At 48.1% G+C, this 23,090-nt stretch carries 25 protein-coding genes and 1 riboswitch; of the genes, 16 read left to right on the forward strand and 9 right to left on the reverse strand.

The annotated features are described in order from the left end of the window. Positions 1–204: 204 nt before the first annotated feature. Positions 205–606: a RidA family protein gene (locus tag MKY87_RS18815; protein ID WP_074093334.1), complete on the forward strand. Its 402-nt coding sequence runs from the start codon at positions 205–207 to the stop codon at positions 604–606. A gap of 672 nt (positions 607–1,278) precedes the next feature. On the opposite strand, the gene MKY87_RS18820 is transcribed toward MKY87_RS18815, so the two are convergent. Next, positions 1,279–2,343 carry a copper amine oxidase N-terminal domain-containing protein gene (locus MKY87_RS18820; RefSeq protein ID WP_340965698.1) on the reverse strand — a complete coding sequence of 355 codons (1,065 nt, stop codon included), beginning with the start codon at positions 2,341–2,343 and terminating at the stop codon, positions 1,279–1,281. Between the two features lie 249 nt (positions 2,344–2,592). On the opposite strand from MKY87_RS18820, the gene MKY87_RS18825 reads away from it, so the two are divergent. Together MKY87_RS18825 and MKY87_RS18830 are read left to right on the forward strand one after the other, a co-directional pair. Beyond that, positions 2,593–3,069, forward strand: a complete 477-nt coding sequence (locus MKY87_RS18825; protein WP_017690853.1) for a GNAT family N-acetyltransferase — start codon at positions 2,593–2,595, stop codon at positions 3,067–3,069. A 47-nt stretch (positions 3,070–3,116) separates the two neighbouring features. Beyond that, positions 3,117–4,187 carry a Gfo/Idh/MocA family protein gene (locus MKY87_RS18830; protein WP_340967489.1) on the forward strand — a complete coding sequence of 357 codons (1,071 nt, stop codon included), beginning with the start codon at positions 3,117–3,119 and terminating at the stop codon, positions 4,185–4,187. Positions 4,188–4,280: 93 nt separating this feature from the next. On the opposite strand, the gene MKY87_RS18835 is transcribed toward MKY87_RS18830, so the two are convergent. The 3 genes from MKY87_RS18835 to MKY87_RS18845 form a co-directional block, all read right to left on the reverse strand. Then, on the reverse strand, positions 4,281–4,649 hold the full coding sequence (locus tag MKY87_RS18835; RefSeq protein ID WP_340965699.1) for a hypothetical protein: 369 nt from the start codon (positions 4,647–4,649) through the stop codon (positions 4,281–4,283). A 93-nt stretch (positions 4,650–4,742) separates the two neighbouring features. Next, complete coding sequence (locus MKY87_RS18840) at positions 4,743–5,048, reverse strand: hypothetical protein (RefSeq protein ID WP_340965700.1); 306 nt, start codon at positions 5,046–5,048, stop codon at positions 4,743–4,745. A 32-nt stretch (positions 5,049–5,080) separates the two neighbouring features. Continuing rightward, positions 5,081–7,660: a UvrD-helicase domain-containing protein gene (locus MKY87_RS18845; protein WP_340965701.1), complete on the reverse strand. Its 2,580-nt coding sequence runs from the start codon at positions 7,658–7,660 to the stop codon at positions 5,081–5,083. A 349-nt stretch (positions 7,661–8,009) separates the two neighbouring features. Between MKY87_RS18845 and MKY87_RS18850 the strand changes: the two genes are divergently transcribed. Together MKY87_RS18850 and MKY87_RS18855 are read left to right on the forward strand one after the other, a co-directional pair. After that, entirely contained in the window at positions 8,010–8,825 is an 816-nt protein-coding gene (locus MKY87_RS18850; protein ID WP_315939146.1) for a zinc ribbon domain-containing protein, read from the forward strand. A 73-nt stretch (positions 8,826–8,898) separates the two neighbouring features. Then, a complete protein-coding gene (locus tag MKY87_RS18855; protein WP_340965702.1) occupies positions 8,899–9,705 on the forward strand; it encodes a TrmB family transcriptional regulator in 807 nt (268 codons plus the stop codon). A 269-nt stretch (positions 9,706–9,974) separates the two neighbouring features. Here the strand turns inward: MKY87_RS18855 and MKY87_RS18860 are convergent, their stop codons facing one another. Then, complete coding sequence (locus MKY87_RS18860; protein WP_340965703.1) at positions 9,975–10,667, reverse strand: NUDIX hydrolase; 693 nt, start codon at positions 10,665–10,667, stop codon at positions 9,975–9,977. 79 nt (positions 10,668–10,746) lie between these two features. On the opposite strand from MKY87_RS18860, the gene MKY87_RS18865 reads away from it, so the two are divergent. After that, the gene (locus tag MKY87_RS18865) at positions 10,747–11,049 is read left to right on the forward strand and encodes a hypothetical protein (protein ID WP_339786601.1); all 303 of its coding nucleotides are present in this window, start codon (positions 10,747–10,749) and stop codon (positions 11,047–11,049) included. Between the two features lie 241 nt (positions 11,050–11,290). On the opposite strand, the gene mscL is transcribed toward MKY87_RS18865, so the two are convergent. After that, on the reverse strand, positions 11,291–11,785 hold the full coding sequence (gene mscL, locus MKY87_RS18870; protein WP_249913043.1) for a large conductance mechanosensitive channel protein MscL: 495 nt from the start codon (positions 11,783–11,785) through the stop codon (positions 11,291–11,293). Between the two features lie 271 nt (positions 11,786–12,056). Next, a riboswitch (purine riboswitch) is annotated at positions 12,057–12,156 on the forward strand. Between the two features lie 300 nt (positions 12,157–12,456). On the opposite strand from mscL, the gene MKY87_RS18875 reads away from it, so the two are divergent. Both MKY87_RS18875 and MKY87_RS18880 read left to right on the forward strand, forming a co-directional pair. Beyond that, complete coding sequence (locus tag MKY87_RS18875; RefSeq protein WP_036613196.1) at positions 12,457–13,044, forward strand: xanthine phosphoribosyltransferase; 588 nt, start codon at positions 12,457–12,459, stop codon at positions 13,042–13,044. A gap of 1 nt (position 13,045) precedes the next feature. Further along, positions 13,046–14,407, forward strand: coding sequence for a nucleobase:cation symporter-2 family protein (locus MKY87_RS18880; protein WP_289391047.1), 1,362 nt, complete (start codon positions 13,046–13,048; stop codon positions 14,405–14,407). Between the two features lie 289 nt (positions 14,408–14,696). On the opposite strand, the gene MKY87_RS18885 is transcribed toward MKY87_RS18880, so the two are convergent. Genes MKY87_RS18885 through MKY87_RS18895 form a run of 3 tightly spaced genes read right to left on the reverse strand, consistent with a single transcriptional unit; the run spans position 14,697 to position 15,503 of the window. Further along, positions 14,697–15,035, reverse strand: coding sequence for a DUF4870 domain-containing protein (locus MKY87_RS18885; protein ID WP_338590575.1), 339 nt, complete (start codon positions 15,033–15,035; stop codon positions 14,697–14,699). A 28-nt stretch (positions 15,036–15,063) separates the two neighbouring features. Next, on the reverse strand, positions 15,064–15,216 hold the full coding sequence (locus MKY87_RS18890; protein ID WP_338590577.1) for a hypothetical protein: 153 nt from the start codon (positions 15,214–15,216) through the stop codon (positions 15,064–15,066). A gap of 11 nt (positions 15,217–15,227) precedes the next feature. Continuing rightward, positions 15,228–15,503, reverse strand: a complete 276-nt coding sequence (locus MKY87_RS18895) for a transposase (protein ID WP_338590579.1) — start codon at positions 15,501–15,503, stop codon at positions 15,228–15,230. 399 nt (positions 15,504–15,902) lie between these two features. Between MKY87_RS18895 and MKY87_RS18900 the strand changes: the two genes are divergently transcribed. The 8 genes from MKY87_RS18900 to MKY87_RS18935 all read left to right on the forward strand — a co-directional run bounded on the left by MKY87_RS18900 (position 15,903) and on the right by MKY87_RS18935 (position 23,005). Next, positions 15,903–16,091 (forward strand): hypothetical protein, encoded by a 189-nt coding sequence (locus MKY87_RS18900; RefSeq protein WP_017690840.1) that lies wholly within the window; start codon positions 15,903–15,905, stop codon positions 16,089–16,091. A gap of 133 nt (positions 16,092–16,224) precedes the next feature. Then, complete coding sequence (gene map, locus MKY87_RS18905; protein ID WP_091038334.1) at positions 16,225–16,986, forward strand: type I methionyl aminopeptidase; 762 nt, start codon at positions 16,225–16,227, stop codon at positions 16,984–16,986. Between the two features lie 565 nt (positions 16,987–17,551). Continuing rightward, positions 17,552–18,604 (forward strand): cytochrome c oxidase subunit II, encoded by a 1,053-nt coding sequence (coxB, locus tag MKY87_RS18910; RefSeq protein WP_047840266.1) that lies wholly within the window; start codon positions 17,552–17,554, stop codon positions 18,602–18,604. Positions 18,605–18,675: 71 nt separating this feature from the next. Continuing rightward, the gene (ctaD, locus tag MKY87_RS18915; RefSeq protein WP_422395265.1) at positions 18,676–20,526 is read left to right on the forward strand and encodes a cytochrome c oxidase subunit I; all 1,851 of its coding nucleotides are present in this window, start codon (positions 18,676–18,678) and stop codon (positions 20,524–20,526) included. Then, the gene (locus tag MKY87_RS18920; RefSeq protein ID WP_047840264.1) at positions 20,523–21,149 is read left to right on the forward strand and encodes a cytochrome c oxidase subunit 3; all 627 of its coding nucleotides are present in this window, start codon (positions 20,523–20,525) and stop codon (positions 21,147–21,149) included. Before ctaD ends, MKY87_RS18920 begins: the two co-directional genes overlap by 4 nt. Before the next feature lie 3 nt (positions 21,150–21,152). Next, entirely contained in the window at positions 21,153–21,473 is a 321-nt protein-coding gene (locus MKY87_RS18925; RefSeq protein WP_036613178.1) for a cytochrome C oxidase subunit IV family protein, read from the forward strand. Between the two features lie 108 nt (positions 21,474–21,581). Further along, positions 21,582–22,505, forward strand: a complete 924-nt coding sequence (gene ctaG, locus MKY87_RS18930; protein WP_340967490.1) for a cytochrome c oxidase assembly factor CtaG — start codon at positions 21,582–21,584, stop codon at positions 22,503–22,505. 35 nt (positions 22,506–22,540) lie between these two features. Further along, positions 22,541–23,005 carry a DUF420 domain-containing protein gene (locus MKY87_RS18935; RefSeq protein ID WP_036613174.1) on the forward strand — a complete coding sequence of 155 codons (465 nt, stop codon included), beginning with the start codon at positions 22,541–22,543 and terminating at the stop codon, positions 23,003–23,005. Positions 23,006–23,090 lie beyond the last annotated feature (85 nt).

Genomic DNA, 23,090 nt, shown 5'->3' on the forward strand with positions numbered 1-23,090 from the left:
AAGATACTAATTCTCATAAATCCCCGAATGAACCGTCCTTGATCTAACCAATGGGCAGTCATTTAGGGGATTTTTTTCTGTGCAAAAATGTTAATGGAGTTAAGATAGAATTAAACTTGATTCCATTGTCCGAGATGATGGGAGACTGATATAATTCATGTTTAATCCGAAGAAACAAATTCAACCAAAGCGAGGGACAAGAGAATGAGCAGACAGCAGGTATTTACCGGCTCCCCATGGGAACCGTTAGTGGGATATTGCCGTGCCATCCGTGTAGGTAACCGAATAGAAGTGGCAGGTACAACCGCGATGCAAGATGGTGTAGTTGTTGGAGCAGGTGATCCGTATGCACAGACAAGGTTCGTTTTGCAGACGATCGAGAATGCACTGAAAGAACTGGGGGCGGACATGTCGCATGTGGTGAGAACCCGGATGTTTGTGACCGATATCTCCAGATGGGAGGAAGTTGGCAAGGCGCACGGTGAATTTTTTGGACAGATCCAGCCTGTAGCCACCATGGTTGAAGTTAGCGCACTCATTGATCCCTTGTTGATGGTTGAGATTGAAGTGGAAGCGATTGTTGAAGATGAAGTCACAGCCGATTGATTCTGACGGTTATCCGGATGATTTCTAAGGAACCCAGGACGTCTTATTTGGCGATCAGGTCCTCTTTCTAAAATGTAAGGAACATCAGACACGTTATTTCCCAAATTACTCTGATAAAAATGCTATAAACAGCTATTTATTCAAATTAGCGTGCCTGAGATTCCTTAGATTCCTGCGGGTGCTTCAAATCCTTGAATAAGACACCTCAGATTCGTTAGCGTTAACTCCGCTTGCTCTTACATTCAGTATGCAACGTATTTCGTATGCAACGTATTTCGTATGCAGCGCACATCGCACGTGTCTGCTCCGGACAAGTTTCGGGTACGCTTCGCTTTGAGCAAGTTTGAAGACACGATCTAAAAGACTAAAAGACTAAAAGACTAAAAGACTAAAAGACTAAAAACTAAAAACTAAAAACCAACAAACCAAAAAAATAACCTTACCCGTGCCTGTCAAAAGACAAGAGGATAAGGTTATTTTGAATTGACTTCGCCGCCTGGCCGCACGGCTGAACTCTTGATGCGCCAAACTCATGACACCGCGCGCCAGGAGCTACATGCGGATGGCTGGTCATTATGATGCTCCACACTCATGACCCCGCGTTAAGCGATGCACACGGTCGTCTGCAACAACATATAACATGTGTTTCAGCCAGACGTTTTTCTAACCGTATTATTTCGCTTCCAGCTCTGCTGCAGGTGTTTCAACAACCACTTTCCAAGCTGTTCCGATTGGAGGCAGGCTGCGTGTCAACACAGGGCTGTAGAATCCAATGACTTTAGTTCCTTTGGTCAGTTCTTCAGCTTTCACTGTTTCACCTTCGTGGTTCACGATCATTGTGTCTTTAGCAATGTTCAGCACGACATGGTCAGGGGCTGTTTCTGTTAAGCGTGTACCTGTAATCTCAATCTGTGAGATACTGCCTTCAGCTGTTGTTACATTTTCAATTGTACCCGCTGTCCCCAGAACGTCTTTCAATTGTGATTCCGCAGCGTCATCCAGTACAGTGACTGTATAGGTCGGCGTTTGTGGTGGCAGACTGCGGGTGGTGATCAGGGAATGCTCAGCTTCCACGTTCATGCCAATGACCAGATCAGTCAGTGCAATCTCTTTCCCCTCAACTGAGATGAATTTCGTCTCATCGCTCAGATTGAGCACAATACCATCCGTACCTGCACCGCCAATCTGGATGGACTTATATTTATCTTGGTTCGAGATTCTGGTAATTACACCACGTTCAGTAACCGTCTTCACGTCCTCTTCACTGGAGATAGTCACTTGATTCCCCGTTGTGTTCACTTGTCCATGCAGTACCTTTTCGGCAAAAGAAGCAGGTACATACAAAGTGCCGCCTGTGATTTCAGGCGCTGTGCCCAGCGTGAGCAGCATTTTATTTACGGAATATTGGTCCTTGCCTGTAATTACCTGTGTCCACAGAGCACCCCGAGTCAGCTCTGCAGTTTTAGTTTCTTTATTCCATTCAAGTTCAATACCCAGTGCGTCGGTAAGATCACGCAGCGGGATCATGGCTACTTTGCCATCCTTGTTCCAATAACCATCGGAGATGGATGCACCATTCACGGATACGTTTACTACACTCACTGCGTTACTATCTGCTGAAACGGATGTTTGATGGACTGGTTTTGTGTTGTCCAGTGTTGCTGCATAAGCGGCTCCACCACCCAATGCCATGGATAGGGCCATCAGTGCACTTACTTTTTTCATGTTGTTGTTCATCAATATTCATCCCTTCTAATCTGTGTACTGACGCGGTAAAATCTTCCTTAGGGCCGCGCTTCAAGTTAATAGACGGGACAAATCGTCTAAGTGTTGCAGTTGAAATGTAATGAATGTAAGCGATAGATTAGTTTAAATTAGAAATATCGCTTGTATTGCAGGTTATCCGCAGCAGGATCAGGTTAATTTCAGGTAAGTGGCCAAACCTTTGTCCTATTTCACATTCAAGTACGAGGAGGAACGGATTAGATGAGTGATATGTTGGTAGCGCTCTATCGTTTACCGGAGCAAGAGAGTGGACTGAGAGCGTTGGAGGAATCCTCTATTGTGATTCGAAGAGCCATTGCCCCAGAGAAACAACTTGTATTGGATTGGGTGAGGTCACATTTTAGCCAGGCTTGGGTGGATGAATGTGAAGTTGCTTTTGCACGTCAGCCGGTGTCCTGTTATATTGCGGTTGAGCATGGGAAAATGATTGGATTTGCCTGTTACGAAGCGACATGTCGCAACTTCTTCGGACCGACAGGTGTGAGCCAGGATGCACGGGGCAAAGGTGTAGGCACAGCCTTGTTACTGGCGTGTATGCATGCAATGAAGGCGGACGGTTACGGTTATGCGATTATCGGATCAGCGGGACCTGTGGATTTCTATGCCCGGACGCTGGGTGCCGTGAAGATTGAAAATTCAACGCCGGGTATTTACGAAGGCATGCTGCGGGCAGACTAGACGATAATGATGTTGTGGAAGCTGTGGAAAAGGAAGGGAGGACGATGATGAGCACGAAACAAATGTTGCACATCGGAATGATTGGTACAGGATCAATCTCGGATCTTCATATGAGGTGTTATGCCAAAAACGAGGATGCCGTCATCTATGCCATTTGCGATCTGAACGAAGAACGGGCTAGGGCTGCTGCGCAAAAGTATGATGCCCAATCCGTGTACACCGATTATCGGGAGATGCTGGAGGACCCGCATGTGGATGCTGTCAGTATCTGTACCTGGAACAATACACACGCCGAATTTGCCATTGCTGCACTGGAGGCAGGCAAGCATGTATTGTTGGAGAAACCAGTAGCAACCAATGTGGAAGATGCACTACGGATTGAAGAAGCGGTGAAGAAGAGCGGACGTACCTTTATTGTTGGATTTGTGCGTCGGTATGATAACAATATGCAAATGATGCGCAGATTCATTGATGCCGGGGAGTTTGGTGAACTGTATTATGCCAAAGCCTCCATTCTGCGGCGTCACGGCAATCCAGGCGGTTGGTTTGCTGATAAAAGCCGTTCCGGCGGTGGCCCCCTGATTGATCTCGGCGTACATATTATCGACCAATGCTGGTACCTCATGGGCAGGCCGAAACCTGTTTCGGTCAGTGGTAATACGTATCGGAAGTTGGGCAATCGTGCCCATATCGAACATCTTTCTTTTTACAAAGCGGCCGACTACAGCGCAGCTGTAAATGACGTAGAGGATATGGCGAATGCGCTCATTCGATTTGAAAACGGGGCTTCGCTGGCGGTGGATGTAAGCTTTACCCTGCATGCACGCGGAGATGAATCTTCGGTGAAATTATACGGCGAGCGTGGTGGGTTCGAACTGGAGCCAGAGACACTGATCGTCACGGAGAAAAATAATACCATCCTGAATATTGAACCCCAGACGGACAATACGGGTCTTCATATTCATAGTGCATTCCAGAACCAGATTGATCACTTTGTGGATTGCTGCCTGAACGGTACAGAGCCGATCAGCCCAATTGCGGATGGTGTGGCTTCCACGCGCATGTTGTGCGGAATCTACGAATCCGCTGAGAAAGGGCAGGAGATTCGTCTGGATTGAGTTCATTTTACACATGGCAGTTGTCCTTCATCATATTTAAAAAGCATGCGTCTTCCGCGTGATCTGCGGTTACGCATGCTTTTTGGCATCAGGTCATTTATTCAGTGGTGAATTCTCGTACCCAGGGTCATCATAATCCGTATCCTGCAGCCTTGGAAGAACGTTCATGCTCTCAATTGCCTGCCGGGTATCCGGCGTGCCATGGTCATACAGAAAGGTATACAGCAAGGTCATACCATCTGAAAATTGCTCTGTTGCCTCATCGTGGTCTGCCGACTTGTAGGGTACGGGAGCCCGTTGCAAAGTATATGCATCGTCATCCTCCAGCACCTTCATCAGATCTTTCAATCGGCCCAACTGCCCGTCATCCACCAACACTTCAAAGGGTGTAAATTCGTTCTTTGTTCGTTCAATCAGGTTATGAGTTACCGATACATACAGATGTTGTTTGTCGTCCTGCATAATCCAACCCCCATTCTGAAATGGAAAAAAGACGCTTCTACTGTTAATAAACAGCAAAAAGCGCCCTGAAACGAGCTTGTATGCTCGTATTAATTACTCATCAATATGTTCAGTCACATATGACCAGCCATTGCCTTTACCTTCTAATCGACTTTGTTCAAAAAAATCAATTCCATCTACTGTGATGCTAACTGACACGAGTGATGGTTCATCTTTAACGGGATGAACCACTATGAACCCTTTATCTAATAGATAAGTAATGGTTCTAAGTCTTTCAATATGTGCTTGTGGAAAAAGTTTTTCTTTGGGAGCGATATAAGCCGGATTTTCGGTAAACCACATATCGTACAATTCCTGTAGGGTGTCGAATCTTTCTTGAATCCGCTCTTTAATAATCATGTCTAACTCCATAAGGGACCTCTTCCTTTGAGTTATTTCCCAAATCTCCCCGTTACGGGCACCTGGCGGGTGCCGGCCTCCATCGATCCTGAACACAGGGGACAGGAGGGAGGGCCCGTGGATGCCTTCTTGGTTGCTTTTGAAGGCACAGCCGGCTTCTGTCTTAGCCACGCTTTACAGGTGGATGAACTGCACTTCCAGACCGCAACGGTCTCCGTACGCTCAGCATTACCTGAACCTGAAGTGTACGACTGTGAACTGGAGGAACTCGCAGCTGTCGGTCTCACACCAGTGGTGCTGAACGCCTTATGGTTGCGAATTTCACCACTGCCACGCCGTTCACCGAAGCGATCCTCATCACGTTCGTTGTGAACCTCATAGTCACGACGGTCACTGTGGCTGATGGCGCGACGCTGTGCCACATCCCGACCCTCGGAACGGGCACCTGAGCCCGAGCGGGCATACTGTCCATTACCTTTACCATATGAAGCCTGACTGCTCGTCCGGCTCTCCTCACGAGGTTTACGTTTGTCCGGAACTTCCATGCCGAAGGCTTCAAGCAGGAAGCGGGACACATCCGCTGGTTTTCCGTGATGGCTCGCCGGTGAGGTAACGTACAAGTACTGCTTGGCCCGTGTGATGGCAACATAGGCGAGCCTGCGTTCTTCCTCCAGTGCCATGTCCAGTTCGGCGTCTGTCTGTTGCACAGCAAGCGCAGCCTTTTGATCCTCGGGGATATCCTGGCGCAGTGCTGTACTGTGAGGCACAATGCCTTCACTGGCTCCGATCCAGTATACACAAGGGAACTCCAGTCCTTTGGCCCGATGAATGGTCATCAGCTGCACTGCGTCACTGTCCTGTGCACGGCGCAGAGATTCCATCTCCCGGTGTCTGCGGGAGAGCTCATCCGCGAATTGGATGAACTCTTCCACGGTTTCGAATTTTTTGACGGCAGCTTCGAATTCATCCAGAGTTTCCAGCATCGTTTCCTTATAATGGGTGAAGATGCTGGGATCACCACTTTCCATATACTTGTCGTAGAACTGCCTGCGCATCTCCTGAATGGCGATGATGGGTTTTAGTTTGTGCAGTGATTTGATCAGTTTGATGCGTTCCTTGACCTGTTCCTGCTGGAACGGTTTCAGCTTGTCCCATTTTACCAAATGAATAAGCGGATATTTCTTCGCCTGTTGTTGTTCACAGCGCTGAATCCACTCCAGACCCGCATCACGTGATACATAGAGCGGTCCCAATGCACTGGGGAGAGCATCCATGGCACGTGGATCAAGGGACAGACGCAGATGATCCATCAGGGGTCTGATGAGAGACTGGTCATAGAACACCGGTGAAGCACCATGCTGTACAAAAGGTACATCTTTCAACACAAGTTGCTCAAATACAGCCCGGCTGCTGCTTGCTGTCCGGTGAAGAATCGCAATATCACGATAGGTGTGTTGTCCTTCTTCAACCTGCTGGCACAGCTGGTTTACAACCCACGCCGCTTCTTCCTCTGCATTGGAAGGTGTAGCGAAACGGGGCGCATCTCCACGGTTTCCGGCGGCACGTAGCCGTTTGTCACGTCTGCGTTTATTGCGGGCGACCAGTTCACTTCCGAGTCCCAGAATGCGTGCATCACTGCGATAATTGATATCCAGCGTCACAATGCGTGCACCGGGGTATACTTTATCGAATTCCAAAATCGATTCCTGGCGTGCGCCATTAAAGGTATAGATCGTCTGGTCATCGTCTCCCACAACCATCAGGTTGCGGTGAGCGGAAGCCAGTTTTTGCACAATTTCATACTGTAGGTGGTTGGTATCCTGGAACTCATCGACCATAATGTACTGAAAACGCTTCTGAAGCGGCCCCAGAACAGCAGGGTCACGAAGCAGGGCGGCTGCCCGCAGTAAAATATCGTCAAAGTCCATTTTGCCCCGATCCTGTTTCCAGGCTTCGTAACCAAGCAGAACACGCTTGGCATCGCGTTCTTCCTGCGATTTTTCAGGCAGGTCGGTTGTTTCCGATCCTTGCATCTTCCATGCGGACAGCATGGCCAGCAGACTTTCAGGCTGGAAGGCTTCACTCATGCCATTTTGGCGAAGAAGCATCTTCAGCACCGTGTGCTGAGCCCGCGACTCGCCAAAGATCTCTTCCTGTACACCGTAATGACGCAATAATGTCAGGGCAAAAGAGTGAAAGGTACGAGCCTGCACGGCTCTCGCGGCTGCCGGGCGTATACCTGGCAAAGCCGCGATCCGGTCTTTCATCTCGGTGGCGGCTTTGTTCGTGAACGTCACCAGCAGGATACTGCCTGCATGTACGCCGCTGACCTCTATGAGGTAACCGGCTCTTGCAGCCAGCACAGTGGTTTTGCCACAACCAGCTCCGGCAAGCGTCAGAATCGGTCCTCTGCCGTGACGGACTGCAGAGATTTGTGGTGCATTTAACTTGATACCTGCCTCTTCCAGAGAACGAAAATAAAAGGCATCCTGTTGCTCATTACCCACGAGTTGCCGACTGGTCTCCAGCGGAGCAGACGGGGACTGGGGCAGGGACGCCGCCGGGGTAACCCCGAGCGGACGGGGGTAGAACGTTGAGTTCGGACTTAACATGTTTCATCCACCTCTGTATGCATTCAGGGATAGGACTATCCCGGCTAAAAGTAAACCATTTGCCCTTTTCACAATCACATTGTAAATTGGTATGATAGAGTTAGTCGCCTAATCAGGCGGTTAAGTATGGTCAAAGCTTCATTATACCCGAACATATGGTCTTGACGAAAGCCCCCGATTTCATCCAGTATCGGTATAAAACGGGCACCTGCACGAGATTACGCAACTTTTTGGCATGATATCGTATAAGTTATATGCCTGAGCATTTTGCATGAAGGATGTAATATGCTAATTTACTACTAAATAGAAATGATAATATTGGTTTTGACGGGACAGAGGAGGAATGGTCATGAAACTGCTTCAGCGCATCAAAGACGGAGCGAACAAAGCAACAGAGCGTGCCCAACACGCCGTTGAGATTGGGAAACTGAACAACCAGATTGTGGGCTTGCAACAGGAACAGGAAGTCCATTTTACAGATATGGGTCGCATCTTCTATGAGGGTTATCGGGCACAGGATATGACGCGTGCGGAAAAAGAAATGGTGGATCTGTCGCAGCTCTGCGACGAATTGCAGGACGAGATTGATGGTCTGCGCAACAAGATTGCACAACTTAAGAACGAACGGTTGTGCGAGTGTGGACACGTCGCTTCCCTGGATGCCAACTTCTGCCCTAAATGCGGACGCAAGTTGGGTGAACTCAAGACAGCAGCGCCCAAAGTAGGAGCAGCAGGAGTCGCAGGAGCCACCACAGCCGCAAGACAGGAGGCAGCTGTAGCTCAGACCCCAACTGAAGAGCCGGACTTCTACGATGCGCCACCTGAGTTGGAACTGGAGGAAGACGAGCCGTATCATACGGTCATTCCGTCCATAGCGGATCTGGAAACGGAATCGGAATATAACAGTACGGAATTTACCCAGGAAGAAAAGGAAGCGTTCGATGCGGAGTGGGAACGTCGCAGAGATGAAGAGATGCAACGGGAACGTGAGCGTCAGCAGGAACTGGACGAACGCATCCGCTACTGGAAAGAAAACAACCCGATCGTGAACACGGTGGACGTACAGACCGAAGTATCACGTGAAATGGTGAATTGTCAGATTTGTGCAGCCGAGCTGCCCAAAGGGTCGAAGTGGTGCCCGCGCTGTGGTGCCGAACAGATCTGATCTGATGCAGTAGAAGCACTGCCGCATCAGTGTGAGGCAGTGCGGGTTGCTGACAGCATGGGGGGACGGGAATATGGACCAACTGCTGCATCATTTGCGTCATCTCGGGTTTACCGAGATGGAATCTAAAATTATGGTGGAACTCGCTCGTCAGGGATCAGCCTCAGGATATGAGGTTGCGAAGCGGCTGGGCGTGTCCCGTTCCAATGTATATGCGACCCTGCAACGGCTGGAACAGCGTGGGTTCTTGCGGTGTAGTCCGGGGGAACCCGCGAAGTATAGTGTGCTGAAGCCGGAGGAGATGACACGTATGATCTCCGATCAAATGCGTACCTCTCTGGATTATGTTCAGAGCAGCATGCCCAAGAGTGAACCGGAGAAGCCGGTCTTCTATAACGTCGAAGGGGACAAAAATGTGTTTGAGAATCTGAGCCGTGAATTGGCCGAGGCTCAGCATGAGATTGTTGTGGACGTTTGGCGTGAAGAGGCAGAACTGCTGCGTAATGACTTACAGCAGGCTGAAGCTCGGGGTGTGCGGCTGTTATGGTCGTGTGATGGTGGCGAAGGCATGCTCGATCAGCCTGACCCTTTACCGGGATTACCTTTGTACGGCACAGGTAATGGTCGGAAATTTTCCCTGGTGGTAGATCGCCGCTGGTGCATGCTGGGCATGCGCGGGGAATCATGCGCCACACAGGCAGTAGTTACGGAGCATCCGGTAATGACCGGACTGCTGCTGAATCATTTTGCTCAAGAGCTGGTGTTGTACGAACTGGAACAGGATATGGGGGAGGAACTGGAGTCCCGATATGGGCACCGGTACGAAGAACTCTCTGCGCGTTACTGGTCTTCTCCTTCAGGAGAGGGTGACCAGAGCTAGACAGATCGGCGACTAATTCACTTCTGATGGAGTGAACATGCCAGCACAAAGGTATCTATCTTGATGAAACGAATGCGTGTGTACATAAAGCAGGCGCTGCCCGAAGGCAGACGCCTGTTTGTGTTGGTTTGAGATATGACAGTGATGTTCGTCACAGCATCTGTTTCCAGTCAAGTCGATAGTAAAGGTATGAAGTTATGCTATTTTTGAGAAAATGAAGCTATGAACATTCGATTGAACTGGATCGGGTTGAACAGGATCGTACATGATCACTCTTTGGGCACGTGATATAGAGCTTCAAGCACATCCGTATAATATGCTGTACCATGGGGTACAAATTCCGTTGCCCGAATCTCGCGAACGATACGTTCCGGTTCATCAGCTGCCTGATCGCTTAACGGGTCCTTATGACCGATGGAATGTGGTGGTGATTTCAATGGCTGAGTCTGAACTCCAGTAGCTTGGATGACGTCGATCTCGCCACGGAACATAGCGAGTAGATCATCCAGCGGCACTTCATACAGGCTATCCACCTCGCTGGGCTGCAGAACGTAGGCTTCGAGCGGCTGGTTCAGACATAGTCCATAGACGGCGCTGAATTCCCGATCTATGAATGGGACACCACGCACCTCTCCTTGGAGCTGCTGTGTAGCCGTGAGTAGATAGGTTAGTGCCTCGAATGGAGTATAAACACCCAGTTCTTCCTCCAGCTCACGACTGGCGTCTTGCAGTTGTTCACCTGCGGTAAGATGGCCTGCTGCTGTAATGTCGTAACATCCGGGAAAGGTATCCTTAATATCACGCCGCCGCTGAAAAAGGACCTGTCGTTGTTCGCCGTTGTCGCGCACAATCCAGCAGTGGAATGAACGGTGCCAATATCCTTTGGCATGGACCTCGCTGCGTAATGAAGTGCCGATCCAATTTTGCTGATCGTCATAAATGTCGAAACGTTCTGGGGTCATGAAACGTATCTCCTTATATAGCAGATTTTAAAGTTCAAAATTTCACAAAGTATGTTTTAAACGAAAGGGGAACGATCGTATGGAATGCATTGTACACTTTCAGGTGATTTATCCGCAACCTCAGGAACGTAAAAATCTTAGAGGACTTATTTTTGTAGGGCAAGGTCAGGAACCGGCTAACAGTCAGTTAAGCAGCATGTTTAAGGATATGGGATTTAATGTACGTTTGGAAGATGAGGCCCAATTGTTGTTCAAGCCAGTGGATGCTTCGGCAAACTTTGAATATATTCGTGTGACAGAGCTTGATACTGGAGAAGAAGTTTACAAAGAAGATAAGGATCTGAAGTCGATCCTGGAGCATTTGCTGCCACGCCGCTTCTAATTCATGAGCATGGCCGCAAATGACATTCATGGGGGAGCACGTGTAACACATGTATGTTAGGCACGAAAAAAGGCCCCACCTTTACGGTGGAACCATCAAACCTTTAAGCTACGCAACCATTGTTAATGAAGCCCATATGGCTAGCTTTTCATACATACACCCTAGCAAGTAAGAGGTTGTCCCCCGCATCAGGTTTTATATCCGTAATTCAACTCGGTGCGTCTTTATACGTTCATTGTGATTATGCTAGAGCGCCGGTTCCTTCTGCTTCAAGTTCTGAAGTACAGTGCGAGCAGCGGGTAGCTGCGGCTGGAATTTCTGATAGGCAATACTTGCAAGCCTTGGTCGTTTTTTGCGGCTCGGGCTTTTTGTGTTCTTTGCTTTTGAGATAGTTGATGCCCTTCACAAGCATGAAGATACAGAACGCAACGATAAGAAAATCAATCATGACGTTGATGAACTGACCATAAGCAATCACGGTAGCCCCGGCTTCGTTGGCTTGAGCAAGTGTGGTGATCTCCTGTCCGTTTGCTGTTTTCATGTCTCTATCCAGGTTGATGATTTTCTGACTGAAGTCGATTCCACCCAGCAGTTTTCCAACCGGAGGCATGATGATATCATTCACAAGGGACGTGACGATTTTACCAAAAGCAGCCCCAATAATGACACCGACCGCCAGATCGATGACGTTGCCGCGGACGGCAAATTCCTTGAATTCTTTAAGTACGCCTTTCATGTTTGCATATCTCCTTTGATCATTCGATTCAAAATATAGGTCGCGTTTCCATCTATTCTCCGTTCAGATCCGCGCTTCCGTTCTCATATTGTACATAAAAAATAGATTCCAATCACCCCCTGTTTGCAAATTAAGACAAGTTTCCGCAACTTCCATGAAAATACTTCTTTATTTCATGCCGTCGATTCGGTATACTTCTAACATTGTCAGTTATGTTTAACCTTTTACATTCAGGTTCGCGATCATACATTGTAACGAATCATGGAGCCAAAAAATTAAATATGCCGTTACTCGTATATGTGCAGGAATAGGCCTGCATGTCTCTACCTGATCACCGGAATGATCGGACTACGGGAAAGATGTTGCAATGTTTTGTATGGTTGGCATGAGATCATTCTCAGGCAGTTTGACTGAAGAGCAGGTTCAAGTGGCTTTTATCTGTTTCTGATTACACTGTTTAGAGTTTCTCACAACAGGACTGAACTCCTGTCATTCTGTCCATCCATTACACTTGTAGTATCCATACGGCTTGTCCATATACGTACAAGTCCGTCTTTCCCGTCTCCGGTTATTCCGCAGCGTGTGAAAAGGCGGGCTTTTTGCTTTTTTACCATGCGATTGGAAGAGCATGTGGGATTCTGTGCGGAGGGCATTCAGGGGGAAGAATTACAATGCAATTGTTAAAAGACAAGGTAAGACAGGAAGGTATCGTCCTGTCCGAGCAAGTACTCAAAGTGGATTCATTCCTGAACCACCAGATGGACCCGGTTCTGATGAAGGAAGTAGGTAAAGAATTCATTCGCCGCTTTGAAGGTGAGAATATCACACGTGTGCTGACAATTGAGTCGTCAGGGATCGCACCGGGCATCATGACCGCGTTGGAGCTGAACGTGCCGCTGATCTTTGCACGGAAGCAGAAGTCGCTCACACTGACGGAAGACATTCTGGTAGAGAAGGTCTACTCCTTCACGAAGCAGGAGACCAATGAAATCACCGTTGCCAAGAAATTCATGAAGCCTGGTGATCGCGTGCTGATCATTGATGATTTTCTGGCGAATGGTGAAGCAGCATTTGGTCTAGCTCGCATTGTGGAGCAAGTTGGAGCCGAAGTGGTGGGTATCGGTATTGTTATTGAAAAAGCATTCCAGCCGGGAGGTCGCTTGCTGAAAGAAGCAGGATACCGTGTGGAATCGCTGGTTCGCATCGGGGCACTGTCGGATGGACAGGTTACATTTGCGGACGAGGAGGGCACGAACTAATATGGCACGCGAACGTATTTTTCAACGGCATCGGCATCCAATCAAAACGTTCTCCCTCGGACTACAGCACGTGCTTGCTATGTATGCAGGAGCCGTCGTTGTCCCATTGATCGTTAGTAACGCATTGGGTTTTACACAGGAACAACTAACCTATCTGATTGCCATTGACCTGCTCGCATGTGGTGTGGCTACACTGCTTCAGGTATGGGGAAATAAATATTTCGGCGTAGGGCTGCCTGTCATGCTCGGCTGTGCATTCCAGGCTGTGTCTCCGATGATCCTAATCGGGATGAACAGTGGGGTATCTGCCATTTACGGAGCAATTATTGCCTCAGGGCTGTTCGTATTGATATTCTCCGGAATCTTCGGGAAGCTTATTCGGCTCTTTCCGCCAGTGGTTACGGGTTCGGTGGTTACGATCATCGGTTTAACCTTGATTCCGGTTGCTTTCCACGATCTGGGCGGCGGTCAGGGGTCAGAAGATTTTGGCAGCGGAGTGAACTTGTTACTCGGTTTCGGCGTGCTGCTCTTTATCATTTTAATGACTCGATTCACTACAGGTTTTATCCGTTCCATCTCGGTACTGATTGGTCTGCTGGTAGGTACAGTGGCAGCAGGGTTTATGGGTGAAGTGAACTTTGCCCCTATTCGCGATGCAAGTTGGTTCCACGTTGTTCAGCCGTTTTACTTCGGCAGACCTACGTTTGAGATTGTACCTATTCTGACGATGATTCTGGTGGCGATTGTCAGCGTGGCCGAGTCCACAGGTGTATTTATGGCTCTGGGCAAAATACTGGACAAGGACCTGTCTTCCAAGGATCTTGCCCGTGGTTATCGTGCGGAGGGTCTAGCCATTGTATTAGGTGGTATTTTCAACTCGTTCCCGTATACAACGTATTCGCAAAATGTAGGACTGGTACAGATGACACGTGTGAAGACACGTGATGTCATTGTGGTGGCTGGTGGAATCCTTGTGGTCATTGGATTTGTACCAAAAATTGCAGCCCTTGCACAGCTCGTTCCAGGGGCAGTACTTGGCGGAGCGATGGTGGCCTTGTTTGGCATGGTGGTATCATCAGGCATTCGGATTATCGGCAGTCAGGTCGATCTGAACCGACATGAGAATCTGTTTGTCATCGCTTGTTCTGTAGGTATGGGGCTTGGGGTTACCGTTGTACCTGAGTTGTTCGCAGGTGCACCGGCCTGGGCTCAGATTATGCTCGGTAATGGTATCATTGCAGGTAGCTTCACGGCGATCTTCATGAACCTGCTGTTCAATGGTCTTGGTACCAAGGAAACGGCTGCCAAGATGGCTGAACAACAAGCAGATGCCATCCTTGGAGAGACGGGCAAGTCAGCTTAAATTAGCCGAAGTAGGCTAGGATTATCATCCAGCAGGATTGTTATGTTAACTGTTATAGATAGATGATTCACAAGATGAATAATGAATCAGATTAATCATGAAGATATACAGCATGAATGGTTTATGACATACATCGTTTATGCTATGAATGTTCAAGCGCATGAACAAGCCCTCTTTATATGTGAAACACCGAAGATCCGTTGAAGTGGGACATATAATCAAAAGACGATCCAAACCCCGTTTGAAAGGGGATGGATCGTCTTTTCTTTTGAATCATGTCTTCCTCAAATTACAGATGACGCATCTGTTTCTCTGCAAAATCGCCAACCCACGGCAGCTTCAGCCACTTCCCCTGTAGACTGGTGACGACCATAATAAGCCAGACCACCACACCAAGCAGGGATAACAGCGATGCCACCAGTGGTCCAAACAACGGAAGGAAAGCCGATAATACATGCCCGACCATAATGATGCCAAAGACCGTTACAGATTGCAGCGCATGAAATAACACGAACCGACTCCGCTTCTCCACAGCGAGAAAGACAATCCCGCCTATAAAGGTAAACAGATAACAAAGCATGCCAGCAATATTTTCATCCAGACCGCTAGACGATTTCATGGGGGACATCCGGTCCAGCCTCCTTTGTCCTTTTTAACTAGGTTATGAGAGAGATGGACAGAACTGAACCGATGAATTTATTTGCCTGTGAACGGATGGGAATCAACACATAGGAAAAAGCAAACAGGGGCAGAGCAAGCCATTGTACAGCTTGCTCTGCCCCTGTTGTCGTTACGATTAAACGTTGCAAGAACGAAATCGTTATCCGCCCTCGATCTGTCTGCGAGGGTTTGTAATCTTGCCCATTTTATCGGTGTCGTTTTCTTTGGGAACCAACCGCTCATCGGTTCGTCCTTCGTGATGATTATCATATGCATATTCGGTCAGTTTCCATTCTGACTTGCCGAGAACGGGATCAGCCGGGAAGTGTTGCCCGCGGTGCAAATGTTCCTCACGTCCGGCTTCGTTGATATATACTCCGTCGACTTCCACCTTTTCATGTGAGAGGGGCAGCATATCCTGTTCTTTGCGTTCCATGAAACGGCGCCTCCTTTGGATACCAGTAATTTAACTGTATGGGTTGTCCGTGATAATATCCCCCGAATAGTTCAGTGTTATGCTGGATATATTAATTCCGTATAGAATGGTGGCAATCGTAACATATGATTCGGAATTAAACTTTTTGGGCATGAAAACCGTTATATTTATTAGAGGAAATCGTCAAGTCGTAAGATACTTCCGAATATGCTACAATAAGATTATGATTCATTCCGAATCATATCGGGTATTTATAGTGTCAGGTACTTGCTTTCTAGCGAGGTTCCCGACCTAAAGCTTGCTTTAAGCCGCGCACACAACTTCATGGATGGCATTTAAGACTTATTCGGCATTCTCTAAACGGAGCATTCACTTTCAACGTTTTGGGAGGGAATTACAATGGCAACGAAAGGTCACAATGAGGTCAAAGAAAGTTTGAGGGAAATGACTCGGATTTTCCGTCCTAAAGATCCAAAAAAATTCGTGAAGGAGTACGTGAGAAAATACCGGATTACGGGTGGATACGAGGAAGAATTGACTTCTGTGGTTGAGCATGAGCTTGTCAAGATGGATTCTTCCGTGTCCTGAAACAACACACAACTCTGATTATACTGTTCCGATAATGAATAGAACCGTCTCCCGGGCGATAAGCTCCGGCAGGCGGTTTTTTTTGCGTTCCTGCTGCATATATATGGGAGTACACCTACAGCGGGAAGGATGAATGCATGTGGACCCTATTTTGAAAACCAAAGAAGAGATTGGCTACATGCGGGAAGCTGGACGAATTTTGCGAAGTTGTCACCAGCATATTGAGCAGTGGATGATCCCCGGTATCACGACAGCAGAGATTAATGAGCGGGTGGAAGAGTTTCTGGCAGCACGAGGAGCCACACCTGAGCAAAAAGGGTATAAAGGATATCCGTACGCGACGTGTGCCTCTGTTAATGAAGTAGTCTGCCACGGATTTCCTGGGGAAGAGGAGCTGGCAAGCGGGGATGTAGTGACCATCGATATGGTCGTGAACAAGGACGGCTGGCTTGCTGACTCGGCCTGGACATATGGAATTGGTGAAACAAGCAGATCCATTCGCAAGCTGATGAGACGCACGGAGAAGGCACTTGAGCGGGCGATTGCCCAGGCAGTTCCGGGGAATACACTCGGAGATATTGGAAGTGCCATTGAACGAACAGCCAGATTGTATCGGTACGGGATTGTGAAGCCTCTCATCGGTCATGGGATTGGTCAATATATTCATGAACCCCCAAACGTTCTGCCTTATGGCAAACGCAGAACGGGCACGATGCTCACCGAGGGCATGGTTATTACGATTGAACCAATCTTTACAAAAGGCAGTTCCGGGGCCGTTGTGTGGGATGAAGATGGATGGACGGTAAGGACCGTAGATGGCAGCTGGGGGGTCCAATATGAGCATACGGTTGCGATTACTGGGAATGGCCCCTTGATTCTGACCGATGGCACGTGAGATGAATTCAGTGAAGAAGAGGACCTGAGTTGAACTTTCTCCGAAATGCTCCATGCTGTTTTGAGCTTGAAAATAGCGGTATGGAGCGATAGGCATGTCTTTGGAATGGATATGGAAGAGGTTTTCCATAAATTCTGATCTTTCTTTTGCATAATAGCACATGTTTTCAATGTGAGAAAAATCGCCAATAAATCGAGATTTATCACCGAAATTTGGCAAAAATTTTCAAATGTAGAGTGTAATACTTTTAACTGAAATCGTTTGCAAATCAAGTTGTAGAGCGGTTTTTTACATAAAGTGAACAATTTGTGAACATGTGTCCAAAGATTGACAAAATCATACCCTCAACTTATATTTAATAAGTGATTGAAGCATATAGAATGAATTGGAAGAATGCGCAGACATGCCCTGAGCAGGAAATCACGGGAGTACTGGAAGCGTTATTTTTGTAAGCGTTCTGTATGATGAAGAGGATTATGCGTATCGTGCTGAAACGTACCTTTTGTTGCCTTTCTACCGAACGACAACGGTAATCTACGAAAACGTAAAAAAGTGGGGTAGATCAATGATGAAACAGTGGCAGGTTGCAAAGCGAATTCTCCCCTTGCTGGCGGTGTTCTCTTTGCTGCTATCCGCATGCGGGCGGGAAGACTTGTCGGTAATGAAACCTCAGGGTCCTGTAGCGCAAGGCCAATATGATCTGATGAAGTTATCCATCGCGATTATGATCGTGGTGCTCATCATTGTATTCGCCATAGCTGCCTATGTTCTGATCCGGTTTCGTAGACGAGCCGGGCAGACTGAGATGCCCGAACAGGTTGAAGGTAATTTCAAGCTGGAAGTAATATGGACAGCCATTCCGTTATTGCTGGTTATTGTTCTGGCAGTACCGACGGTCCAAACGATTTTTGCCCAAGGCGAAGATCTGTCCAATGACAAAAACGCACTTAAGGTCCAAGTCACCTCGCATCAGTACTGGTGGGAATTCACTTATCCTCAATATGACGTAACCACCGCTCAAGATCTCATCATCCCGACCGGAACAAAAATCGCATTCGAATTAAAAACCGCTGACGTGCTTCACTCCTTCTGGGTGCCGTCACTTGCGGGCAAAATGGACACAAACCCGGATGGAACACTTAACAAGTTCAGTTTCTCTGCACCGAATGAAGGCGTTTACCGCGGTAAATGTGCCGAATTATGTGGCAGATCGCATGCTTTCATGGAGTTTAAGGTAAAAGCAGTGAGTCAGGAATCCTTTGACAGATGGGTGAACCAGATGAAAGCACCCGCAGTCCTTCCTGAAGACACTCAATTGGCCGAAAAGTTCAAAACAAACTGCCTTTCTTGCCACGCTGTTGGTGATCAAGGTGGACCGGTTGCACCTAATCTGACGGGAATCGGCGGCAAGGAATCTGTCGCAGGCATTTTGCTGAATTCTCGTGAGGGACAGGAAGAAGGTAGCCCGGTACTGGATAACATGAAAGAATGGCTCCATGATCCACAATCCGTGAAGCCGGGCAATACCATGCCGAATCCCAAAGATCTTGGGTTGACGGATGAAGAAATCGACGGAATTGCCGAATATCTGGCCAACTACAAATTGGACTATGAATAGAACAGCAAGGACGAAGAAGGGGGTACACAACCTTGGCTCATGCGCATAGCGTCAAGAGGTACAGGGGCTTGATGGATTGGATCACCACCGTCGATCACAAAAAAATCGCCATTCTCTATTTGGTTGCGGGTGGATTTTTCTTTGGAATCGGCGGCATTGAAGCCATTTTGATTCGGATTCAACTGATGAAGCCTATGAATGATTTTGTATCGGCACAGGTCTTCAACGAATTGATTACAATGCATGGAACAACAATGATTTTCCTTGGTGTCATGCCACTTATTTTTGCCATTATGAATGCTGTAGTGCCTTTGCAGATCGGGGCACGGGACGTTGCTTTCCCGTTTCTTAACGCGCTGGGTTTCTGGACATTCCTGTTTGGTGGATTGTTGCTGAACCTGAGCTGGGTTATGGGCGGAGCACCGGATGCGGGCTGGACCTCATATACGCCGCTTTCGGGCAGTGAGTACAGTGGAACGCATGGTGTGGATTTCTACACCATCGGCCTTCAGATCGCGGGTCTGGGAACGCTCATCGGGGGCATTAACTTTCTCGCAACGATTATTACAATGCGTGCTCCAGGCATGTCCTACATGCGGATGCCGATGTTTACATGGACGACATTTATTACATCCGCCATTATCCTTTTTGCTTTTCCTGCCATCACGGTAGGGCTTGTACTTTTGACGTTTGACCGTATACTGGGAGCGAATTTCTTCGATGTCGCAGGTGGCGGTAACCCCGTACTCTGGCAGCACATCTTCTGGATCTTCGGGCACCCGGAAGTATACATTCTGATTTTGCCCGCATTTGGGATTATCTCGGAGGTTATTCCGACCTTCTCGCGTAAACGGTTGTTTGGATACAGCTCCATGGTATTTGCCACCATCCTGATTGCCTTCCTGGGCTTCATGGTTTGGGCGCATCACATGTTTACAACAGGTCTGGGTAATGTAGCCAACGCGCTTTTCTCCATCTCCACGATGTTGATTGCCGTACCTACCGGGATCAAAATCTTTAACTGGCTCTTTACGATGTGGGGTGGACAGATCCGCTTTACAGCGGCAAATCTGTTTGCTGTTGGATTCGTCCCAACCTTCGTTATGGGTGGCGTTACAGGCGTTATGCTGGCATCTGCTCCGGCAGACTTCCAGTTCCATGATACGTACTTTGTTGTAGCCCACTTCCACTACGTTATTGTAGGGGGACTCGTACTTGGATTGTTCTCGGGACTGCATTACTGGTGGCCGAAGATGTTCGGACGTATTCTCAGCGAAACACTGGGCAAATGGACGTTCTGGACATTTATGATCGGTTTCCAATTAACGTTCTTTGTACAGCATTTCCTCGGTCTGATGGGGATGCAGCGCCGGATCGTTACATACTTGCCGAATCAGGACTTTGACCTGCTCAATCTGGTCAGCTCCGTCGGTGCGTTTCTGATGGGTGTTGGGGTTATCATGTTCCTCGTGAATATCGTGATCACAACGAGAAAACCAGCTGGCGCGCCAAACGATCCGTGGGAAGACGGCCGTACACTGGAATGGTCTATTCCATCTCCGCCGCCGGAATATAACTTCAAGCAGACGCCGCTGGTACGCGGAATTGATGCATATTGGAAGGAAAAAATGGCAGGACATACGGAGATGACACCGGCAGAACCTGTAGGTTCGATTCATATGCCTTCAGCAACACCGTTGCCATTTGTAATGTCAGTAGGTATCTTTATCGCCGGTCTTGGCTTGATGTTCAGCAAGGACGAATTTGGTAATGCATTTATGAATGTCATTTTTAACAATTATATTGTAGTTATTATCGGTCTCGTAATCACATTTGGCGCAATGGCACTTCGTTCACTTTATGATGATCATGGCTGGCATATTGAACCGGAGGATCAGGATGAGAAGGGGGCTAGAACATGACAACCTCACATGCCGAACCGGTGAACGACAAATTGCCGCATGAACCGGAGAAAGCAACGCTGGAAGGCCGTAACAAACTTATCGCCTTCTGGTTGTTCCTTGGCGGCGAGACGGTACTGTTCGGTACACTCTTTGCTACCTTCCTGGCTCTTCGTGGCCAAACCAATGATGGACCTACGGCGAATGAACTGTTCCACCTGCCACTTGTGGCCGCTGCAACGTTCATTCTCCTGGTCAGTAGTTTGACGAGTGTATTTGCGATTCAGGCCATGCATAAGGGCAAGCGAGATGCACTGGCGTTGTGGCTTGGCATCACGGTAGTGCTGGGTATGGGATTTCTCGCACTGGAAATTTACGAGTTCTACGAGTATGTGAAACATAAAGAGTTTGGCATGACCACGAGTGCATTCAGTTCAGCATTCTATACATTGGTCGGGTTCCACGGAGCCCACGTTGCTTTTGGTATTGTGTGGATCGGAATCATTATCGGTCAGCTGTTCAAAAAAGGATTGACGGTCGTAACCGCACCTAAAGTATACGTCTCCGCAATGTACTGGCACTTTATTGACGTGGTCTGGGTGTTCATCTTTACGGTCGTGTACCTGCTCGGAAAGGTGGGGTAGCACATGTCGGCACAGGATAAGACAGATCAACAGCCTGTGAAACACCGTCACCGGACGGAAGGGCCACAGAAACACGTCGTGGTGTTTATCTTCTCCATTATTCTTACGCTGATTGCGTTTGCGGCTGCTTCTGCCGGAGGGGTCAACACAACCTTTATCATTATTATTTTGCTCGTCATGGCTATTCTTCAAGTATTCGTTCAATTGGGTTATTGGATGCACTTGAAGGACAAAGGGCACTTGATGCCGATTCTGTTCATGGCCTTTGGCTTTTTCGTAGCCTTTACGTGCATCATTATGGCACTCTATTGGGTCTGGTGGTAAAAGAGATGGCGGCGGCGCATTGCCGCCGTCTTTTCCCCTTTTTGGCGAATGAATCTTCACAAAGTAATGAAGGCAACAACCAAATCAGGTCACGGGGAGGTTTCCCGTATGCTCGGGTTGCAATATTTTAGCTTCAACGACTTATGGAGTCCGCTTATATTGGCTTTATTTCTGATCATTGCTGCGGCTTATCTGGTGCTTGTGGGACCGTTAAGCGAGCAAATAAAGGATGCAGAACCTGCGACTGTTGCACAGAAAATCATGTTTATTACAGGGTTGTTTGTCCTGTATCTGGCTCAAGCTGGCCCATTTAATCTGCTTGGTCACGTAATGTTTAGCTTCCACATGGTGAGCATGGCGTTATCCTATCTGGTAGCGCCGCCGCTGATGATGAAAGGTTTGCCGATCTGGGTATGGCGCAGAATCGTACGCTGGTTGCCAACGCGCCAGCTATCGTTCCTGGCTCATCCGATCGTTGCGGCTGTGATCTTTAACGGGCTTTTCTCGCTGTATCACCTACCGATTGTACATGATTATGTCATGCTGAATTTTACCGTTCACCGGTTGTATTATATTGCACTGTTCATCACCTCGATGCTCATGTGGTGGACATTGCTGAATCCGTTGCCAGAGGGTAGACAAGCGTCGGGGTTATCCAAGATTGGTTTTATTTTTCTGAATATGGTACTGCTCACGCCTGCCTGTGGCTTGATTATCTTTGCATCAGAGCCGTTGTATCAGACGTACAGCAACCCGGCAGTATGGGCTGAAGCCATGCGGTATTGTGTGTCTGGAGATTCTACGGCGTTACTTCGCTCATTCGGTGGGCCAGCCTTCTTCAACTTTCTGTCTTCCGCGAAGGAAGATCAGCAGGTTGGTGGCATTGTAATGAAGTTTATTCAGGAAGGGATCTTCGCCTCCATGCTGGCTTATGTCTTTTTTCAATGGTATCGGAAAGAGAAGCAGGAAGACGACGATGATTCGTATCCTGCAGGGGGCGCAGGGGGGCCACTCAATCCGGCTGCCAAATAATTAAGTCAATGTTCTGACAAGAGGGGGAACACACGATGGATATGTATTTTTGGCTACCCACGATCAGTACTTCTTTCATTGTGATTAGTGCAGTACTGGTGGGGATTGGATGGGTACTGATTATTCGGGGTAAACGTGAGGCTCATCAGTCCGCCATGGTAGCAGGTGCGATTGCAGCTCTAATCTTCTTTGTGATCTATATGTCTCGTACAGTGTTCGTGGGTAATACGGCTTGGGGCGGGGACCCGGATCTGGAGATCTTTTATCGGATATTTCTGATCTTTCATATTATCCTCGCTACCGTGGCAGCGATATTCGGCATCTCCACACTGGTCCTGGGGTTCAAAAAGAAGTTCGGAACACATCGCCGCTGGGGCAAGTTCACGTCCATGATCTGGTTCGGATCAGCGCTAACAGGTGTTGTCGTGTATGTTCTTCTATATCTCTTATATCCTGGTGGTCATACACGTCCGGTATGGGAAGTTATCCTCGGCGTATAAAAGTATAGGTATAACCTCTGGCTACTTGGGCGTGTGTCACTATGACCTTCTGAAACTATGAAAATAGACGAATCTAGTAGACGAT

The sequence above is a fragment of the Paenibacillus sp. FSL R7-0198 genome (assembly GCF_038000415.1).
In the GTDB taxonomy this organism is placed as follows: domain Bacteria; phylum Bacillota; class Bacilli; order Paenibacillales; family Paenibacillaceae; genus Paenibacillus.

Coding starts and splice junctions, on each gene's coding strand:
- MKY87_RS18815 (WP_074093334.1), top strand. CDS start 205: ATGAGCAGACAGCAGGTATTTACCGGCTCCCCATGGGAACCGTTAGTG.
- MKY87_RS18820 (WP_340965698.1), bottom strand. CDS start 2,343: ATGAACAACAACATGAAAAAAGTAAGTGCACTGATGGCCCTATCCATG.
- MKY87_RS18825 (WP_017690853.1), top strand. CDS start 2,593: ATGAGTGATATGTTGGTAGCGCTCTATCGTTTACCGGAGCAAGAGAGT.
- MKY87_RS18830 (WP_340967489.1), top strand. CDS start 3,117: ATGAGCACGAAACAAATGTTGCACATCGGAATGATTGGTACAGGATCA.
- MKY87_RS18835 (WP_340965699.1), bottom strand. CDS start 4,649: ATGCAGGACGACAAACAACATCTGTATGTATCGGTAACTCATAACCTG.
- MKY87_RS18840 (WP_340965700.1), bottom strand. CDS start 5,048: ATGATTATTAAAGAGCGGATTCAAGAAAGATTCGACACCCTACAGGAA.
- MKY87_RS18845 (WP_340965701.1), bottom strand. CDS start 7,660: ATGTTAAGTCCGAACTCAACGTTCTACCCCCGTCCGCTCGGGGTTACC.
- MKY87_RS18850 (WP_315939146.1), top strand. CDS start 8,010: ATGAAACTGCTTCAGCGCATCAAAGACGGAGCGAACAAAGCAACAGAG.
- MKY87_RS18855 (WP_340965702.1), top strand. CDS start 8,899: ATGGACCAACTGCTGCATCATTTGCGTCATCTCGGGTTTACCGAGATG.
- MKY87_RS18860 (WP_340965703.1), bottom strand. CDS start 10,667: ATGACCCCAGAACGTTTCGACATTTATGACGATCAGCAAAATTGGATC.
- MKY87_RS18865 (WP_339786601.1), top strand. CDS start 10,747: ATGGAATGCATTGTACACTTTCAGGTGATTTATCCGCAACCTCAGGAA.
- mscL (WP_249913043.1), bottom strand. CDS start 11,785: ATGAAAGGCGTACTTAAAGAATTCAAGGAATTTGCCGTCCGCGGCAAC.
- MKY87_RS18875 (WP_036613196.1), top strand. CDS start 12,457: ATGCAATTGTTAAAAGACAAGGTAAGACAGGAAGGTATCGTCCTGTCC.
- MKY87_RS18880 (WP_289391047.1), top strand. CDS start 13,046: ATGGCACGCGAACGTATTTTTCAACGGCATCGGCATCCAATCAAAACG.
- MKY87_RS18885 (WP_338590575.1), bottom strand. CDS start 15,035: ATGTCCCCCATGAAATCGTCTAGCGGTCTGGATGAAAATATTGCTGGC.
- MKY87_RS18895 (WP_338590579.1), bottom strand. CDS start 15,503: ATGGAACGCAAAGAACAGGATATGCTGCCCCTCTCACATGAAAAGGTG.
- MKY87_RS18900 (WP_017690840.1), top strand. CDS start 15,903: ATGGCAACGAAAGGTCACAATGAGGTCAAAGAAAGTTTGAGGGAAATG.
- map (WP_091038334.1), top strand. CDS start 16,225: ATGCATGTGGACCCTATTTTGAAAACCAAAGAAGAGATTGGCTACATG.
- coxB (WP_047840266.1), top strand. CDS start 17,552: ATGATGAAACAGTGGCAGGTTGCAAAGCGAATTCTCCCCTTGCTGGCG.
- ctaD (WP_422395265.1), top strand. CDS start 18,676: ATGGATTGGATCACCACCGTCGATCACAAAAAAATCGCCATTCTCTAT.
- MKY87_RS18920 (WP_047840264.1), top strand. CDS start 20,523: ATGACAACCTCACATGCCGAACCGGTGAACGACAAATTGCCGCATGAA.
- MKY87_RS18925 (WP_036613178.1), top strand. CDS start 21,153: ATGTCGGCACAGGATAAGACAGATCAACAGCCTGTGAAACACCGTCAC.
- ctaG (WP_340967490.1), top strand. CDS start 21,582: ATGCTCGGGTTGCAATATTTTAGCTTCAACGACTTATGGAGTCCGCTT.
- MKY87_RS18935 (WP_036613174.1), top strand. CDS start 22,541: ATGGATATGTATTTTTGGCTACCCACGATCAGTACTTCTTTCATTGTG.